The 18,010-nt window shown below is 63.9% G+C and carries 14 protein-coding genes; 5 read left to right on the top strand and 9 right to left on the bottom strand.

From position 1 onward, the window contains the following. Positions 1-156: 156 nt before the first annotated feature. From EN949_RS21325 to EN949_RS21315, 3 genes are all read right to left on the bottom strand, one after another. Complete coding sequence (locus EN949_RS21325) at positions 157-1,545, bottom strand: pitrilysin family protein (RefSeq protein ID WP_127371059.1); 1,389 nt, start codon at positions 1,543-1,545, stop codon at positions 157-159. A gap of 135 nt (positions 1,546-1,680) precedes the next feature. Then, positions 1,681-2,235, bottom strand: a complete 555-nt coding sequence (gene rsmD, locus EN949_RS21320) for a 16S rRNA (guanine(966)-N(2))-methyltransferase RsmD (RefSeq protein WP_024504838.1) — start codon at positions 2,233-2,235, stop codon at positions 1,681-1,683. Further along, entirely contained in the window at positions 2,232-4,349 is a 2,118-nt protein-coding gene (locus tag EN949_RS21315) for a pseudouridine synthase (RefSeq protein ID WP_127371058.1), read from the bottom strand. The genes rsmD and EN949_RS21315 overlap by 4 nt, the downstream gene beginning before the upstream one ends. A 182-nt stretch (positions 4,350-4,531) precedes the next feature. Here EN949_RS21315 and EN949_RS21310 point away from each other — a divergent pair, with 182 nt between their 5' ends. Further along, positions 4,532-4,981, top strand: coding sequence for a nucleoside deaminase (locus EN949_RS21310; protein ID WP_127271509.1), 450 nt, complete (start codon positions 4,532-4,534; stop codon positions 4,979-4,981). Between the two features lie 36 nt (positions 4,982-5,017). Here the strand turns inward: EN949_RS21310 and EN949_RS21305 are convergent, their stop codons facing one another. The 3 genes from EN949_RS21305 to EN949_RS21295 form a co-directional block, all read right to left on the bottom strand. Next, positions 5,018-5,689 carry a hypothetical protein gene (locus EN949_RS21305; RefSeq protein WP_013532359.1) on the bottom strand — a complete coding sequence of 224 codons (672 nt, stop codon included), beginning with the start codon at positions 5,687-5,689 and terminating at the stop codon, positions 5,018-5,020. 207 nt (positions 5,690-5,896) lie between these two features. Further along, positions 5,897-8,860: an isoleucine--tRNA ligase gene (gene ileS, locus EN949_RS21300; protein ID WP_127367177.1), complete on the bottom strand. Its 2,964-nt coding sequence runs from the start codon at positions 8,858-8,860 to the stop codon at positions 5,897-5,899. A 234-nt stretch (positions 8,861-9,094) separates the two neighbouring features. Then, the gene (locus EN949_RS21295; RefSeq protein WP_024504841.1) at positions 9,095-9,901 is read right to left on the bottom strand and encodes a MipA/OmpV family protein; all 807 of its coding nucleotides are present in this window, start codon (positions 9,899-9,901) and stop codon (positions 9,095-9,097) included. Between the two features lie 194 nt (positions 9,902-10,095). Here EN949_RS21295 and EN949_RS21290 point away from each other — a divergent pair, with 194 nt between their 5' ends. Beyond that, a complete protein-coding gene (locus tag EN949_RS21290) occupies positions 10,096-10,650 on the top strand; it encodes an HdeD family acid-resistance protein (protein WP_013532362.1) in 555 nt (184 codons plus the stop codon). A 1-nt stretch (position 10,651) separates the two neighbouring features. Here the strand turns inward: EN949_RS21290 and EN949_RS21285 are convergent, their stop codons facing one another. Together EN949_RS21285 and EN949_RS21280 are read right to left on the bottom strand one after the other, a co-directional pair. Beyond that, complete coding sequence (locus EN949_RS21285) at positions 10,652-11,632, bottom strand: bifunctional riboflavin kinase/FAD synthetase (RefSeq protein WP_127371370.1); 981 nt, start codon at positions 11,630-11,632, stop codon at positions 10,652-10,654. Between the two features lie 6 nt (positions 11,633-11,638). After that, positions 11,639-12,499 (bottom strand): TIGR01459 family HAD-type hydrolase, encoded by an 861-nt coding sequence (locus EN949_RS21280; protein WP_063170199.1) that lies wholly within the window; start codon positions 12,497-12,499, stop codon positions 11,639-11,641. A 230-nt stretch (positions 12,500-12,729) separates the two neighbouring features. Between EN949_RS21280 and EN949_RS21275 the strand changes: the two genes are divergently transcribed. Next, on the top strand, positions 12,730-14,715 hold the full coding sequence (locus tag EN949_RS21275) for a TadE/TadG family type IV pilus assembly protein (protein WP_206523607.1): 1,986 nt from the start codon (positions 12,730-12,732) through the stop codon (positions 14,713-14,715). A 131-nt stretch (positions 14,716-14,846) separates the two neighbouring features. Beyond that, positions 14,847-15,479, top strand: a complete 633-nt coding sequence (locus EN949_RS21270) for a LysE family translocator (RefSeq protein WP_127366966.1) — start codon at positions 14,847-14,849, stop codon at positions 15,477-15,479. 8 nt (positions 15,480-15,487) lie between these two features. On the opposite strand, the gene EN949_RS21265 is transcribed toward EN949_RS21270, so the two are convergent. Further along, positions 15,488-16,312: a DUF2189 domain-containing protein gene (locus EN949_RS21265; RefSeq protein ID WP_063173641.1), complete on the bottom strand. Its 825-nt coding sequence runs from the start codon at positions 16,310-16,312 to the stop codon at positions 15,488-15,490. Positions 16,313-16,612: 300 nt separating this feature from the next. Between EN949_RS21265 and EN949_RS21260 the strand changes: the two genes are divergently transcribed. After that, positions 16,613-17,836 (top strand): TadE/TadG family type IV pilus assembly protein, encoded by a 1,224-nt coding sequence (locus EN949_RS21260; protein ID WP_027163217.1) that lies wholly within the window; start codon positions 16,613-16,615, stop codon positions 17,834-17,836. Positions 17,837-18,010: the final 174 nt, after the last annotated feature.

The following is an 18,010-nucleotide window of genomic DNA, read 5'->3' as shown; positions in this document are numbered from 1 at the left end:
CCCTCACCCAGCCTCCGCTTTGCTCGGCTGACCTCTCCCCGACGGGGAGAGGAGCTTGCCAGCGCTGGCGCCAGCCTCTTCTCCCCAGCGGGGAGAAGGTGGCCGCGAAGCGGCCGGATGAGGGGGCTGCCTCGCTCACGGGGATCGAATTCATCATCAATTCCCCGCCTGTTGCTGCGGCAAGAGATAGCCGGTCGTCGACCGGGCGAGCACCAGATAGCGCGCGGCGACCGCCTTGACCTCGTCTGCGGTGACCTTGCGGATGCGGTCCGTCCATTGCTGGACGTCCTGCACATTGCCGCCGGTGGCCAGCGTCGAACCGTAGATGTTGGCCATGGAATCCTGCTTGTCGCGGGCAAAGATCATCGACCTGACATAGCGGTCCTTGGCCTTTTCCAGTTCCGATGGCGTCACGCCATCCTTGACGATGCGCACCACCTCCGCATCGACCGCCGCTTCGACGTCGGAAATCCTGGCATCGCCGCGCGGCGCGCCGTAGACGGTGAAGTTGGTGTCGTCGAGCATGGTGCCCTGGAAAAAGGCGCCGGCGCTGGATGCGATACCTTGCTGGACGACGAGCGCCTGGTAGAGCCGGCTGCGATTGCCGCCGCCGAGGATCTCCGCCAAGAGGTCGAGCGCTTCCGCCTCGCCCGGCTTTCCCGAATGATAGGACGGCACCACCCATTGCGTGGAAAAGCTCGGCACGCTGACGCGGGCATCGGAGAGCGTGACCGTGCGCTTGGTGTTCTGCTCCGGCTCGACCGGGCGGATGCGGGGCGGCAGATCGGGGCCGCGCGCCACCTTGCCATAGGTCTTTTCGGCCAGCGCCCGCACCGTGTCCGGTTCGACATCGCCGGCGACGATCAGCACGGCGTTATTGGGCCGGTAGTATTTGTCGTAGAAGGCGGTGGCGTCGACGCGGTTCAGCTGCTGCATCTCCTGCATCCAGCCGATGACCGGAATGCGATAGGGCTGGTTCTGCCACAGCGTCGCATCGACCTCCTCGTCCAGCACAGCCTCGGGGCTGTTGTCGATACGCGAGCGGCGCTCCTCGAGGATGACGTCGCGCTCGGTCTTGATGACATCGTCGGTGAGGATGAGGTTGCGCATGCGGTCAGCCTCGAAGCTCATCATCAGCTCGAGCGCCGACGGCGCCACCGTCTCGTGGAAAGCGGTGTAGTCATAGGAGGTGAAGGCGTTGTTGGATCCGCCGATATCGGAGACGGCGCGGTCGAACTCGCCGGCCGCATGGTTGGTCGTTGCCTTGAACATCAGATGTTCGAAGAAATGCGCGATGCCGGATTTGCCGGGCGGCTCGTCGGCGCTGCCGATCTTGTACCAGACCATGTGGGTGACGATCGGCGCACGGTGGTCGGGAATGACGACCACCTCCATGCCGTTGTCGAGCAGGAAATCCGTGACCTTGAACTCGGCCGGAACCGTGTTGGGCAAGACGGGGCTCTCGGCCAGCACCGGGCTGGTCATGACAAAAGCCAAGGAGGTCGCCAACAGCGTTCCCCGCAGCCATTCAATCCTGGATGTCATCAACGGCTCCGGTTCTGTCGACAGACGATAGGCAAGGTGCTGGCGACAAGCAAAGTGATTTGTTGATCATGTTGCCGGCAAAGGCGGCGGCAAAGAGGCCGGCCCATGGATGCCCGGCCAAGGATACGAGGCGTATCAGGCCGCCTCGATGAAGCGGATGACGGTCTCGCCATAGTTGCGTTCGTCCAGCACCGAAAAGCCGGGGCCTGGCTCGAAGGACGCCACCGCGGCCTCTTCGACCACGCACAGCGCGCCGGGGCGAAGCCAGCCGCCGGCTTTGGCCGACTGCAAGGCGCGCTCGCCAAGGCCCTTGCCATAGGGCGGGTCGGCGAAGACAAGGCCGAACGGCGCCAGCGTGCCGGCCTCGCCGAGGCCGGTGGCATCGCGGCGGAAGATCTTGGTGCGGCCGGTCAGGCCGAAGGCCTCGACATTGTCGCGGATCAGGCCACGGCCTTCCGCCGATTCCTCGATGAAGACACCGTAGGAGGCACCGCGCGACAGCGCTTCGAGCCCCAGCGCGCCGGTGCCGGCGAACAGGTCGAGCACGCGTGCGCCGTCCAATTGCTCGGCAAAGCGATGCGCCAGCACGTTGAAGACCGCCTCGCGGGTACGATCGGTCGTCGGACGGATGGCGCTCGAGCGCGGCGTCGCCAACGGACGCCCGCGAAACTCACCGCCGACGATTCTCATCTCGCTTTGGGGCCTCGGGGACCGTTGCGCGGACGCTCACCGCCGCCAGCCCCGCCCGGACGTTCGCCGCCCGGCTTGCCGAACGGCTTTGCACCGGCCGGTTTGCCATAGGTCGGTTTGAACGAGGCCTTGCGCGCCTTGGCGTCAGCCGCCTTGGCGGCGTCAGCTTCGGCCCTGCCCTTGCCGATCGGTCGCGCGCCTGGCGCCATCCAGACATTGGCCTTGCGCTGGCCGGGCGGCTCGATCGGCCGCTGCTCGCGCTCGGACTTTTTGCCACCGCCCGGCTTGCCACCAAAAGCACCACGCGGCTTGTCGCCGAAGCCACCGCGCGGTTTGTCGCCGAAATTGCCGCGCGGCTTGTCGCCAAAGCTGCGTTCGGGACGCGGGGCGCGTTCGCCAAAACTCTTCTCAGCGTTTCTGTCGGGGCTTGTCGACAGTTTGCCCAGAGCCTCATCGCGGCTGCCTTCGCGGCGCTTGCGATTCTTGATCAACCCGCCCTCGCCGATCGGGCGGCGCTCGCCATCGCGGGTGAATTTCGGCCGTTCCGGCTCCGGCTCGCGAACTTCGGTGCGCCGCACCGGCTTGTTGGAAAACGGCTTGGTGACATCGGCGTCGAAATTGGCGCCGGATTCCTCGACCAGGCGCTCGCCAAGCTGGTCGCGCAACACCCTGCCCTTGATTTCCAGCACATGGCCCTCGGCGAGGTCATCGAGTTGGAACGGCCCGTAGGAGATACGGATCAGCCGCGTCACGTCGAGGCCGAGCGAACCCAGGATGTTCCTGACTTCGCGGTTCTTGCCCTCGCGCAGGCCGATCGTCAGCCAGGCATTGGTGCCTTGCTCGCGATCGAGCGTCGCTTCGATGGCGCCGTAAAACACGCCGTCGACGGCAATGCCTTCACGCAGGCCGGCAAGCGCGCTTTCCTCGACCTTGCCGTGGACGCGCACGCGGTAGCGGCGCAGCCAGCCGGTGGCCGGCAGTTCGAGCACGCGCGACAGGCCGCCATCATTGGTGAGCAGCAGCAGGCCTTCGGTGTTGATGTCGAGCCGGCCGATGGTCATCAGCCGCGGCAATTCAGCCGGCAGCACGTCGAAGACGGTCTTGCGGCCCTCGGGATCGCGGTTGGTGGTGACGACGCCGGCCGGCTTGTGGAACAGGAACAGCCTTGTGCGCTCGATCGGCGGGATTTCCATACCGTCGAGATGGATGATGTCATCAGGCATCACGTTGAAGGCCGGTGAAGTCAGGGCGCGGCCATTGACCTTGACGCGGCCGGCGGCGATCAGCTCCTCGGCATCGCGGCGCGAGGCGAGGCCGGCGCGGGCCAGCCGCTTGGCGATGCGCTCGCCTGCCTCTTCCGCAGCCTCGGCGGGACGCGGGCGTGGCTTGAAGCTGCCGCCTGACGCGCCTTGCGGCCGATCGTTGAAATCCCGCTTCGGGCGATCGCCGAAGTCACGCTTGGGGCGGTCGGCGAAGTCACGCTTTGGGCGATCGCCGGCGTCACGGGGGGCGCGGTCACCGAAATCGCGCTTGGGACGGTCGAAGCGCTTTTCGCCGCCCGCTGCCGCCCCAGCCGGCCGGTCGCCCCGCGGTGCGTAGGGTTTGCGCGGCCCTTCGCGCTTCTCGTAGGGCTTGCGCTCGCCTTCAGCGGCCACCGGGCGGTCGCCGCGCGGTGCGTAGGGCTTGCGTGGCCCCTCGCGCTTTTCATAGGGCTTGCGCTCGCCTTCGGCGGCCACCGGGCGGTCGCCGCGCGGTGCGTAGGGCTTGCGCGGTCCTTCGCGCTTTTCATACGGTTTGCGCTCGCCTCCGGCGGCCATTGGACGATCGCCGCGCGGTGCATAAGGTTTGCGCGGCCCCTCGCGTTTCTCAAAAGGCTTGCCTTCGGGACGCGGGCCTTTGCTGAAAGGCTTGTCGCCGCCCTTGAAATCGCGCTTCGGCCGCTCGCCATCGGCAGCCATCGGCCGGTCGCCACGCGGTGCGTAAGGTTTCTTGGCGCCAAAGGACGGTTTGCCGCCCTTGCCCGCGGCGCCATCGCGGCTGCGCGGTCCCGCGGCCTTCGGCCCACTCTTGGCCGGACCCTTCCTGGGTCGGAATTTCTTGTCGTTGTCGTCCATGTGGCCTTTATCCGTTTGCGCTGCTACAGCGTGGCGCATCCTTTCGGGCGCGCAACGAACGCTGTAGCACTTTTGATGTGGCGCATGATCATTTTCGAAAACCGAGTCCCGATTTTCGAGGTCATGCGCTCCATAACAGGATCACCGTCAGGTGGCGAGGAGATAATCGGAGTGGAAATCGCGTGAAGCGGCCCGATTTCATGGCGCTGGCGCTGAAGGAGGCCGAAGCTGCCGCCTTGCGAGGCGAAGTGCCGGTCGGCGCCGTCATCGCCAATGGCGCTGGTGTTGTCGCCAGCGCCGGCAACCGCACACGCGAACTTGCCGACCCGACCGCGCATGCCGAGATGCTGGTCATCCGCGAAGCCTGCCGCAAACTGTCGGCCGAGCGACTGACCGGGCACGATCTCTATGTGACGCTGGAGCCTTGCGCCATGTGCGCCGGCGCCATTTCCTTCGCCCGGCTGCGCCGGCTCTATTTCGGCGCCGCCGACGACAAGGGCGGTGCGGTGGTCAACGGCGTGCGTTTTTTCGCCTCGCCGACCTGCCACCACGCGCCCGACATCTATCCGGGCATGGGCGAGACCGAAGCAGGCCTGCTGCTCAAAGAATTTTTTCGGGAGCGGCGCGGCTGAAGCGGGCGCTACGCCCGGCGACACAATTCGGTGTTCTTACAGCCAATCGAACCAGCCGCTGCCCTTCTTGCCTTCCGCCTCTTTCTTGAGACGGCGTTCCTTCTTGTACTCGTCCTCGCCAAGCTCGTTCTGCGGCGCGGTGCCGGCCGCGACACGATACTGCACTGGAGGCTCGCTCAGATATTTGCGGGTGTTCGGATCGCCCTGCTTGCTGTCGGCGAGGCGACGCTGGATCTCGGCGGCACGGCCCTTGTCGGAATCGGCCGGTGTCCATGCCGGCGGGTGGCTCGAGCCTGACTCCGCCATCGCCCTTTTCACCGAGGCCGGATCGGTTTGCACGTCGTCGACGATCTCCGACTGATAGGCCGGGTCGTTCTGATGGGCGGTGGCATCGGCGCGCAAGCGGGCGCGGCGCTGCTCGGGCGATTCGGGCCATTCGGCGCTCGCCGTCTCGATGCTGTCCTGCGGGGCCGGCAGCGCTTCCTTCTGGCCGGGCGCCGGCTTTACAAGCGTCGGACGCGGCTTGTAGTCGATCTGTTCCTTGCGCTTCGGCGCAAATGAAAAGGCGCCTGAAATATCGCCGGCCAGCTGTTCGCCGGCGGTCTTGTCGGTGCCGTAGGTCGGAGAGCCCATGCAGCCGGACAAAGCGAGGCCCGACGCGACAAGCGGCGCCAGCAGCGCCAGGCGCGCATTATATCTCTCGGTCATGCCAAAAAGTCCCACTCTAGACAGCCTCTCGATTGCCACCAGCCTCGTGGCCGGTCCCCATCGTCCAAGCACTTGCGACGGAAATCCGGCGACAATTTGTCTTCCGGAGTTTCGCGTGTTTACCTCAACCACTCGTTAAGGGCAACGCGCGGGCGGTTTTCACCCGCCCGGCGTGGCATTTGTGCACCGATCAAGCTGGCCGGCCTGTCAAAGCCGGCCAAGCGCCTTCAATTCATGCAGCACCGCCGCATCCCTGGCCGAAACATCCGGGTATTCCGGATCCTGGCCGATATCGGCGGTGTAGCGCCATGAGCGTGCGCATTTTAACAGGCCGCGATCCTCGGCCTTCTCGACCACCACGGCGACACCCCTGACGTCGTCGATCGCGAAGGCACCAGCCGGTGCCTCGCCATGCGCGATAACCAGATCGCTGGTGATCGCCATCTCGGCCATGTCGACATCTGAAATCGCCGCTTCGAGCGCTGCATCGTTGATGGTGACGACCGGCACCGCTTCCAGCGACGATCCGATCACCTTCTGGGCGCGCGCGATCTCCAGCGCGCCGGTAACGACGCGCCGCACCTGCCGCACCTGGCGCCACTTTTCCGCCAACGCCTCGTTCTTCCAGTCCGCCGGGATTTGCGGGAACTGGTCGAGATGCACCGAGACCGCGTCGGGATGACGATCGAGCCAGGCCTCCTCCATGGTGAAGGGCAGCATCGGCGCCAGCCATTTCACCAGGCAATCGAAGAGATGGCGCACCACCTGCACCGAAGCCTTGCGCTTCAGACTCGACGGCGCGTCGCAGTAGAGCGCGTCCTTGCGGATGTCGAAATAGAACGCCGACAGCTCGACCACCATGAAATCGAGCAGCATGCGGGTGATGCGCTTGAATTCGAAGGCGTCGTAGCCCGAGCGCACGACCTCATCGAGCTCGGCCAGCCGGTGCAGCATCAGCCGCTCCAGCTCCGGCATCTTCTCCAGCGGCACCTCTTCGCCATCGTCATGGGCGAGCGTGCCGAGCATCCAGCGGATGGTGTTGCGCAGCTTGCGGTAGGCATCGATGTTGGTCTGCAGCACGTTCTTGCCGAGCCGCTGGTCCTCCCAGTAGTCGGTCGTCACCACCCACAGACGCAGGATATCGGCGCCCGACTGCTTGATGACGTCCTGCGGCACCACGGTGTTGCCGAGCGACTTCGACATCTTGCGGCCATCCTCGTCCATGGTGAAACCATGGGTGACGACAGTATCGTAAGGCGCCCTGCCCCTGGTGCCGCAGCTTTCCAGCAGCGAGGAATGGAACCAGCCGCGATGCTGGTCGGAGCCTTCGAGATAGACGTCGGCCGGCCATTTCAGGTCAGGGCGATCCTCCAGCGTGAAGGCATGCGTCGAGCCCGAATCGAACCAGACGTCGAGGATGTCCATCACCTGCTTCCATTTGGAGGCATCGTGATTGCCAAGGAAACGCTCCTTGGCGCCAGCGGCGAACCAGGCGTCGGCGCCCTCCTTCTCGAAGGCGTCCATGATGCGCTGGTTGACCGCTTCGTCCTTCAGCACATTGCCGTCGACATCGGCGAAGACGGCGATCGGCACGCCCCAGGCGCGCTGGCGCGACAGCACCCAGTCCGGGCGCTCCTCGATCATGGCGCGGATGCGGTTCTGGCCTGCGGCGGGCACGAAACGGGTGTCGTCGATGGCCTTGAGCGCCCGGCTGCGCAGCGTCGAGCCGTCGCCGAGGTCCTTGTCCATATAGACGAACCATTGCGGCGTGTTGCGGAAGATGATCGGTTTTTTGGACCGCCACGAATGCGGATAGCTGTGCTTCAGCCGGCCACGCGCGAACAGCGCGTTGCGCTTGATCAGCTCGTCGATGACGGCCTGGTTGGCGTTGCCCTTCTTGCCGTTGTCGTCGATGACGCGCGCCGGTCCACCCTCGCGGTCCGGTCCGAAACCCGGCGCGTCCTTGGTGAAGAAGCCGCCATCGTCGACGGTGAACGGGATGGCGGGATCGATGCCGCGTGCGCGCAGATCCACCGCCGCGTCCATCCAGGCGTCAAAGTCCTCGCGGCCGTGTCCGGGCGCGGTGTGGACGAAGCCGGTGCCGGCATCGTCGGTGACATGGTCGCCGGCGAGCATCGGAACGGCAAATTCGTAGCCGCCGCAAAAACCCTTGAGCGGATGTGAAAGCGTAAGGCTTCCAAGCTCTTGCGCCGAAACGCTGCGGAGACGATTCAAGGTGACCTTGGCCTTGGCCGAGGAGTCTTCGGCCAGTGCGTCGGCAAAGATCAGCTTTTCGCCCGGCTGCGGGCCGAATGCGTTCTCGGCCGCCGTAACCTCGTAGAGGCCGTAGTTTATGCGCGGCGAATAGTTGACGGCGCGGTTGCCTGGGATCGTCCACGGCGTCGTCGTCCAGATGACGACGTGGGCCTGCAGCAGATCGAGGGCGCCCTCCGTCAGCTTGGTCTGGCCATCGTCGATGGGGCGGACAAGGCTGGCGACCGGAAACTTCACCCAGATCGTGTCGCTCTCATAGTCGTGGTACTCGATCTCGGCCTCGGCCAGCGCCGTGCGCTCGACCACGCTCCACATCACCGGCTTGGAGCCGCGATAGAGCTGGCCCGACATGGCGAACTTCAACAGCTCGCCGGCGATGCGCGACTCGGCATGGAAAGCCATCGTCGTATAGGGGTTCTTGAAGTCGCCGATGACGCCGAGGCGCTGGAACTCGGCCCCCTGCACCGTGATCCAACCCGCGGCGAATTCGCGGCATTCCTTGCGGAACTCGTTGACCGGCACCTCGTCCTTGTTCTTGCCCTTGGCGCGGTACTGCTCCTCGATCTTCCATTCGATCGGCAGGCCGTGACAGTCCCAGCCGGGCACATAGTTCGAGTCGTAACCGCGCATCTGGAACGAGCGGGTGATAACGTCCTTGAGGATCTTGTTCAGTGCATGGCCGATATGGATGTTGCCATTGGCGTAGGGCGGGCCGTCATGCAGCACGTATTTCGTGCGGCCGGCAGCGCTCTCGCGCAGCTTGCGGTAGAGATCCATGTCCTGCCAGCGCTTGACCAGCAGCGGCTCCTTCTCCGGCAAGCCGGCGCGCATCGGGAAGTCCGTCTGCGGCAAATAAAGCGTCTTGGAATAGTCGATCGTTTCAGTTGTGTCGGTCATTGGTCTGCCATGTGCATTGCCCGGCGGGCGTACAAGCTCGGGCGTGAACTATCATGTTATGAAAAAAGCGCGAGGGGCGCGCAGAAACTCCCGGCGGCTCCGGCGGCGCTCAGGCCACCCGGAACACCGGGCCTGTAATTCGTATCGCGATCGCGAAAAGGCGCGAAAAGCTGGTCATGGCTGGGCTTTTAGCCGAAGCCACGGCAGGAATAAAGCGTCTCTCGTTCGATTCACCTACATCGTGAAATCGAAGCGGTAGGTGGTCGACACGCCGACCGTGAACTGGTTGCGGTCGCCACGCTCCTTGACCAGGCTGGAATCGGCCGCCGGTCCCATCAGGCGCGAATATTCGCCAAACAGGCTGGCGGTCATCGGCTCGGTCACCTTCCAGGTTATGGCGCCGCCAAGGCCGGTCGATTTCAGCCCGCCACCGGGATGGTATTCGCTCAGGCCGGAGGCCACCGCTTCCTGCGCGTTGACGCCATAATAGGCGTCGAAATAGTTGCCCGAGGCGAAGGAAACACGCGGTCCTCCCGAAATCCTGACGGTCGGCGTCACGTCGTAGAAGGCATCGGCGGCGATGTCGGCGACAAAGCCGTTGTGGGCGCGAATGCCGTGGCGCAGCTCGGCGCGGGCGCGCAGCCAGTCCGTCGGATAGAATTCGAAGAAGCCGCCGACTTCGCCGCCCCAGCGCACCGGATCGAGGCCCTTCAGTTCATCGGCGTTGTCGTCGTCGCGGGAAAACAGGAACTTGCCGGTCAGGCCGGCGCGGACACCGCCATCGTCGACCAGCGCCAACGAGATGTTGTCGTTGCGCGAGACAAAGCGTGCCGCCGGTCCAGCCTTGCCCAATGAGATGATGGGCTGGGCGCTCAGCATGTATTTCCTGCCGCCCTCGAAATTGGGCGCGACCAGGCCGGTGGCGCCAACGGTCAGATACCAGTCGCCGGACAGCCAGCTGCCCTCGCCCGCATTGGCGGCGCCCGCCCCGCCCAGCACCGCAGCGGCCAACACCAGAGAGATTCTTCCGACCGGACTCATGGCCACTCCACTAACACAACGCATATGACTACCGATGACAGCTTTGACGGCCGTTTGGTAAAATTTGATTTAAACCCGAGACATACGCTCGCGCTTTGCCGCGATGCCGCTGCCGGTCATCGACTGGACGTTGGCCCGCGCCCGGATTACCTTCCATCCGCAGTATTCCGCAGCCCTCGATGGAGACCGCGACAATGACCCTGCATGGCGACGCCCTGAAAATCGCGATCGAACAGACACGGACAAAATGGGGATGGTTTGTCGCGCTCGGTGTGCTGCTGCTCATCTTCGGCGGCATTGCCTTCGCCAACCTGTTCGTCGCCACGGTGGCTTCCGTCTACGTCGTGGGATGGCTGATGCTGATGGCGGGCATCATCGAGATCGTGCACGCGTTCGGCGTCAAGACCTGGAGCCGCTTCTTCTACTGGCTGCTCAGCGGACTGCTGTACGCCGTTGCCGGCTTCTTCGCTTTCGGCAATCCGCTGCTTGCCTCGGCGGTGCTGACATTCCTGCTGGCGATTGCGCTGGTCGCGTCAGGGGTGCTCAGGGCCTGGGTCGGCTACAGCCATCGGCCGGAACGCGGCTGGGGCTGGATCGTCGCTGCCGGTGTCATCACCGCGCTTGCGGGCCTGATCATCGCCATGGGCTGGCCGGTCAACAGCCTGTGGGTGCTCGGTCTGTTCCTGGCGATCGATCTGATCTTCCAGGGCTGGACCTTCATCGCCGTTGGCCTGGCACTGAAGAAGTAGCTTAAAATGCCATCGCAGCGTCGAGGTCGGAGAGCGGCCTGACGCCGGCAAGCAGCGCGCGTGCCTCGGCTTCATCGCGCTTCATCTGCGCGACCAGCGCGTCGAGCCCCCCGAACTTCACCTCCGGACGCAGGAAACCGAAGAAGGAAACCTGACAAACCTCGCCATAGAGGTCACCAGAGAAATCGAAGACAAAGGTTTCCAGCAGCGGCGCGCCGTTGTCGTCGACTGTCGGGCGTCGGCCAAAGCTGGCGACGCCGTCGTGAAGCGTGCCGTCGGCGCGGCGGAAGCGGACGGCATAGATGCCCTCCTTGAGTGCGGCTTCAGCCGAAAGCCTCATGTTGGCAGTCGGAAAGCCAAGGGTGCGGCCGAGCTGCTGTCCGCCGACCACCTCGCTTTCGACGATGAACCGGTAACCGAGCAGTCCGGCGGCTTCAGCCACCTCGCCCTCGCCCAGCAATCCGCGGATACGGCTGGACGACACCACCTCGGCGCCCTCGTCCCGGAACGCGTCGACGAGCGTGACGCCGAAGCCGTGACGTTCGCCGGCCGCCATCAGGTAGGCCGGGCCGCCCTGACGATCCTTGCCGAAATGGAAGTCGAACCCGGTCACGGCGTGAGTAATGCCGAGGTTCGTTTCCAGCACATCCGTCACGAACGCTTCCGCCGACAGCGAGGCGAAGTCGCGCGTGAACGGTTGTTCGACGAGTGCGGCAAAGCCCAGCAGCGACAGCAGCCGCGCCTTCATCGGCGGCGGCGTCAGCACGAACAACGGGATATCAGGCCTGAAGATCTTGCGCGGATGCGGTTCGAATGTCAGCACCAGGGCCGGCACGCCGCGCCGTCCTGCCTCCGCCGAGGCTCGCTCGAGCACCGCCTGATGGCCGCGATGGACGCCATCGAAATTGCCGATTGCCACGACGCCGCCGCGCAGGTCGGCGGGAAGCGGCGCGGTTGCCAGGATGCGCTGGAAGGCTGCCATCGTCACCTACCGAAGTCTGGGAATGACGGCCACCGGACCATAGCCATGCTTTTCCAGGAAGGCCGCCAATCTTGCCGGATCCGGTTGCAGGGCATCGCCATAGTCGCGGGCATGGATACCGCCGGAGACATAAAGAACATCGAAGCCATTGTCGGCGGCGCCCTTCACATCGGTCATCATGCCGTCGCCGATGGCCAGCACCTGGCCGCGCTCGACCGGCTGGCCAAGAATCTCGGCAACCTCCTTCATCGCGAGATTGTAGATCGGCGCGTAAGGTTTTCCAGCGATCAATGTGCGGCCGCCGAGCTGGGCATAGTCACGCGCCAGCGCGCCGGCACACCAGATGATGCGTTCGCCACGTTCGACCACGATGTCGGGATTTGCGCAGATGAAAGGCAGGTTCCTGGCGCGCAGCCGCCGCAGGAGCTCCGCGTAATCCTCGGGCTTCTCGACCTCGTCGTCGAACAGGCCGGTGCAGACGACGCCGGACGCCTCGAACTCCTCGACAAGCTCGACGTCGAGACCTTCATAGAGGGTGAAGTCGCGGTCGGCGCCGATATGGAAAATCTTGCGCGGCCCTTCGGCGATCAGATCCCGGGTCACGTCGCCTGAGGTAACCACCCGGTCGTAGGCTGACGGTGGAACACCGATCGCGTTCATCTGCGCCACGACATCGGCACTTCTGCGCGGCGAATTGGTGATCAGGACGACGGGGATTTTCGCCTCTCGAGCCCTTGCCAATGCGGAGGCCGCCACAGGGAAATGCGTTTCGCCATTATGGACCACGCCCCAGACGTCGCACAGGATTGCCGAATAGGCCTTCGACACGTCTTCGAGCGAGCCGATGATTTCAGGCGAATCCGCCATGCCGTTTCCTTCAGTCATGATCGTTGCGACCGCCACGACAGACGGTTCGCCGCAGCCGGTTCGGATTAGCCGAACCATTCCGGCCTGTCACCAGCTTTCGCCAGGCACGATTGGTTAGCGGTTGGTGAAGCGCTGCCCCGGCAATAGAGCGATTTGCCAAACCCGGCCTTCAGCGTTTTGTGGAAAGCTGGCGTCGATCGAGAATCCGCCGGCGGGGGCCGCTCCAAGACATGCATGGACTTTGGCGTCAGTTCTGCCGCGACCAACGCGGCAACTATGCTCTTATGACGGTCGTCGCGATGGTTCCGCTGATGGGCGCCCTGGCAATGGCCGTCGACTTCACCGAGATGAGCCGCGAAAAACAGGCAGTTTCGAACGCGCTCGATGCCGCAAACTTCGCCACGGCGCGCCGGCTGACGGAGGGTGCCACCGACGACCAGTTGCGGGCCTATGCGCTCGACTTCTTCAATGCCAACCTCAACAAGATCAATCCCGCCAATACGACGCTCACCGTTACCTTGCCAAGCAACACCACCGGCGGCGGCTTGCTCAAGATGACCGCGCGGCTGGACTACAAGCCCTATTTCTATCCGGTCTTCGGCCAGCTCGTCGGCAAATCCGAAACCGACGCCAACCAGAGGATCAGCTTCAACATCACCTCGGAAGTGCGGCTGAAGAACACTCTTGAAGTCGCCCTGGTACTCGACAATTCCGGGTCGATGACCAAGACCGGAACGGGCTCGGGGCAAACGCGCATCGACCTTCTCAAGACCGCGGCCAAACAGCTGGTCGACACGCTGGCCCAGCAGGCGGCGATGATCAAGCAGGTCGACAGGCCGGTGCAGTTCGGCCTCGTGCCGTTTGCCGCCTCGGTCAATGTCGGGCCCGGCAACGGCAATGCGCCCTGGATGGATACCGAAGGCCTGTCGCCGGTATCGAACGAGAATTTCGACTGGTCGACGCTGAACGCAGCCGACAAATACGCCCAGCAGACCAACGGCATCTGGTACAAGCGCGGCACCGGATGGGGAACCGACGAAGGCCAGATGCTGACCCGGTTTTCGCTCTATCGCGACATGAAGGTCGTCACCAACCATGAGCGTGTCGTCAACAGCAAGCGCGTGGTGTGCGACGAATACAACCCGAACAACACCTGCAAACGCGACCACGACGAATACGACTACATCGACACCTATGGCCCGTTCGCCAGTTGGCAGGGCTGCGTCGAGGCCAGGCCTTATCCCTACAATGTCAACGACGCGGCGCCTTCCGGCGGCTCGGCGAACACCGGCATAGGGGTCGGCGATCCGGCGACGATGTTTGTGCCGATGTTCGCCCCGGACGAACCCGGCAACCATTGGAGGCTCACCCAGGATCCCGACGAGGCCGCGCCGACGACCTATGGCGCCATCAACAGCTGGTGGAATGACGATCCGACGAGCAGCACCGGCCAATCCCGGCTGCGCAACATGTCCAAATATTTCCAACCGAGGCCGATCAATGCGCCGGCGCTGGCCGCCGGCAACGGGCCGAACTACAGCTGCTCCACCAACCCGATCACGCCGCTGACCGATGTCAGCGTTACCACTGGGCTTACCGCGATCAAGGCCGCGATCGACCTGATGAAGCCCGATGGCGGCACCAATGTTCCCGAAGGCATGGCCTGGGGTTGGCGGGTGGTTTCGAGCGGCGAGCCGTTCACGCAAGGCCGCCCGGAAACCGAAAGAGGCAACGACAAGGTCGTCATCGTGCTGACCGACGGCGCCAATACCTACTACACGCCGTCCTCGCTCAGCCATTCCGACCCCGCCGATTCGAAATCGACCTATGCGTCCTTCGGCTATCTCAACCCAGGCTACAACGGCACTTCGGTGGGCCGCCTGTTCATGGGCACATCGAGCGCCATTGGCCAGTTCGACTATTCGAACGGCAACTACACCAACGCGCTCAACGAGCAGGTGGCGACGCTTTGCAACAACGCCAAGGCAGCCAATATCATGGTGATGACGGTGGCGCTCGACCTGTCGACGACCAAAACCGCCGATCAGCAGGCGATCGAGGCGCTGAAATCCTGCTCGTCGAACTCGCGCTTCCGCAAGGATCCAACGGACGCGAGCAAGCCGGCAAAACTGTTCTGGAATGCCACCGGCGCCAGCTTGTCGAACGATTTCAAGGAAATCGGCAACGAATTGTCGAACCTGCGCATCGTCGGCTGATCCTCAGGCTTCGGGGGCTGGCTGGAACAACGGCTGGCGCCGCCATGCACTTGCGCGCGCCTCCCGGGACAGGCACATCTTGGCCGCCTGCCGGATCGCGCGTCCATTCGCGGCGCGCTGGGGAAGAACAGATGCCCGAAACAGCCAATCATCTCGCCTTCGCGCTGGTCTGCCTCGGCATGGTGCTGACGCCTGGCCCCAACATGATCTATTTGATCTCGCGTTCCCTGTCGCAGGGGCCGAAGGCGGGGCTCATCTCGCTTGGCGGCGTGGCGCTCGGCTTTGTCTTCTATGTACTGGCGGCGGCATTCGGCATCACCGCGCTGCTGCTCGCCGTGCCCTACGCCTATGATGCGCTGCGCTTTGCCGGCGTGCTCTATCTCCTGTGGCTGGCCTGGCAGGCGGTGAAGCCGGGCGGACGCTCGCCATTCGAAGTGCGCGAATTGCCGAGGGACCGGCCGCGCAAGCTTTTCGCCATGGGCCTGATGACCAATCTGCTCAATCCGAAGGTGGCCGTGCTCTATCTGTCGCTGTTGCCGCAATTCATCAGCCCCGGCAAGGGTCACGTCCTGTCGCAGCTCCTGGTGCTCGGCGCGACACAGATCTCGATCAGCCTCAGCGTCAATGCCGTCATCGCGGTGACGGCCGGTTCAATCGCCACCTTCCTCGCCGGACGGCCCTCGTGGCTGGTCATCCAGCGCTGGATGATGGGAACCGTGCTGGCGGCTCTCGCGCTGAAGATGGCGACCGACGCGCAGCGCTGAGAGCTAGCCTACATCGGTCGCCTTATCTGCTGTGCCCGCTCCGGCTCGACCACCTTGCGGTAGAGATGCCAGGTGGCATGGCCGAGCACCGGCATGACGACGGCGAGCCCGGCAAACAGCGGGATCGAACCGATCACCAGAAGCACGGCGACCAGCAAGCCCCACAGCGCCATTTGCAGCGGGTTGGCCATCACCGCCCGGGCCGAGGTCTCGATGGCTGAGACGGCGCCGACGTCGCGGTCGAGCAGCAGCGGGAAGGCAACCACAGTGGTGGCCAGCACGATTACGGCAAAGACAAAGCCCGCGGCATTACCGGCAAGGATCAGCGTCCAGCCCTTACTGGTGGTCAGCACGTCGCGGATGAAGCCGCCGATCGAGGCCGGCGGCTGGTCTCCGAACAGGCCAGTGTAGATCGATTGCGCGGTGTAGAGCCACAACAGGAACAGCGCCACCAGCATGACGCCAATGACGGCGATCGACGGGATCGCGGACGAGCGCCGGACATCAAACGCGTGCCGCCAGGAGGTGTTCATGCCGAGCTCGCGCCGGCGGCTGATCTCGTAAAGGCCGAGCGCCGCAAACGGCCCGACCAGCGCGAAACCCGACATCAGGGGATAGATGAGTTGGATGGCATTGGCGCCGGACGTCCACTGCGTCAGGATCAGGCCGACGATGGGATAGATCAGGCACAGGAACACGTAGTGCGATGGTTTTGCCCAGAAATCCTCGAACCCGAGACGCAACGCATCCCAAAGGTCCGACGTGGCGATGCGGCGCACCGCCGGCTGCACATGCATTCCACGTGCGTCCGCCATGACATGAAAGCCGGCCATAACCTTCCTCCCGTGTGTCGGGGCGGTCACCGCCTGGATGGCCGCCAGAGCTGCCACTTCAAGATCGAGAAGCATGATAGCAGAGTTGGCGGCGATTGTCGCCGGGTCAATGGCCTGGGGAGCAACTCCTCGTTGTGTTCAACTCTCCGTATGGCCTCTCATATGGCGTACCTTGGCAGACCTTCGTTTTGGCCAATCATTGTGCTGCATTTTAGCATTTACGCATTTTAGCATTTACTTAAATTACTCGTAGGGATCCCTGGCGTATCACCTGAGCTTTACGAGTTTCGGCGAGGGACTATGTTCGCATTGAAAGCCTTCTGGTCTTCGGAGCGCGGCAACTTTGCCATAACGACCGCCTTCGCTATGCTGCCAATAATGATTGGTTTGGCCGGCGCCGTCGATCTGATCGGCACGAGCCATGACGCCTCGCAACTCCAGAACTCGCTGGACGCGGCTGGGCTCGCCATCGGCACGAAGTTCTCTCCCGATATGGCGGCTGGCGATGTCCAGCAGCTTGGGCTGCAGTTCTTCGCCGCCAATATGAGCGCGGCCGACCAGCAGGAATATTTGGGCAGCGTCTCCGCTTTCGCGGCAACGGCAAGCGGCAGTCCAAGCGCCTACTTTATCTCGCTGTCGTCCAGCATAAGCCGCCCAAGCTTCATCAGCGCCTCGGCCCCCTGGCAGGCCTACCGCTCGGCCTCGGTCAAGATAAAACCTGGCGCGCAGGCCTGCGTGCTGGCGCTCGATCCGCATGCGTCCGCCGCCGTGAACCTGCAGGGCTCGACCAACGTCTCGATGGACAATTGCGTGATCGCGGCGAACTCGGACGCGTCGGATTCCGTCAACAGGGGTGGTTCCGCACTGGTTTCGGCCGGCTGTGTCTCAACCGTCGGCGGCACCAGCGGGCTGTTGCCACCCAGCGCCAGTCTCGCCTGCGGAACGCCGCACGAACATAGGTACGCGTCCTTTGATCCATTGGCCGACGTCGTTCCTCCCCCTTACACATTGTGTTTGCCTGTCCCGAACGGCAAAACCTACACGCTGTCGCCCGGCACTTATTGCGACAAGACATTATCGGGGAACATCACGCTTAATCCGGGCGTCTACATCATGCGCGGCACCACCATAAAGCCAGGGGGAAACGGCAGCCTGACTGGCCAGGGCGTGACCATTTTCCTCATGGAAAGCGCTCAGATCTACATAAATGCCAATGAGAAGGTGAACCTTTCCCCGCCCACCAGCGGCCCTTATGCTGGCATCACCATTTTCCAGGATCACGGCAACACGTCTGCCCTGACATTGAATGGTGGCGCAAATTCCGTGCTCAGCGGTTTCATCTACGCGCCGGACGCGCCCATTTCCTACGCCGGCAACTCTGATATGAGCGCCCAGGGCGACTGTCTCAGGCTTGTCGGCAATACGATACAGATGACCGGGAACTCGTCCGTCAAGTCCGACTGCGCGGCGGCGCTTGGAAATCGCACAATGTATGCCGATCGGATGATCACTCTGGTGAAATGAGAGACAACCTGACGTGCGGCGGCGCCAGCGGTAGCGTTGAGAAAAATGGCGATAACGCACGGCCGGATCGGTTTCGATGCGAGGCGCAATCCGGCCAGCCTGGGATAGGCAGCGCCGTCGATCGCCTGGTGAAACTCCGCCCAGCATGCCACGCCGATCAGCGTTGTACCGGCC

This window comes from Mesorhizobium sp. M7A.F.Ca.US.007.01.2.1, from assembly GCF_003998165.1.
GTDB lineage: Bacteria > Pseudomonadota > Alphaproteobacteria > Rhizobiales > Rhizobiaceae > Mesorhizobium > Mesorhizobium ciceri.
Note: the sequence above shows the minus strand (reverse complement) of the source record. Positions and strands in the feature narration are given on the sequence as shown.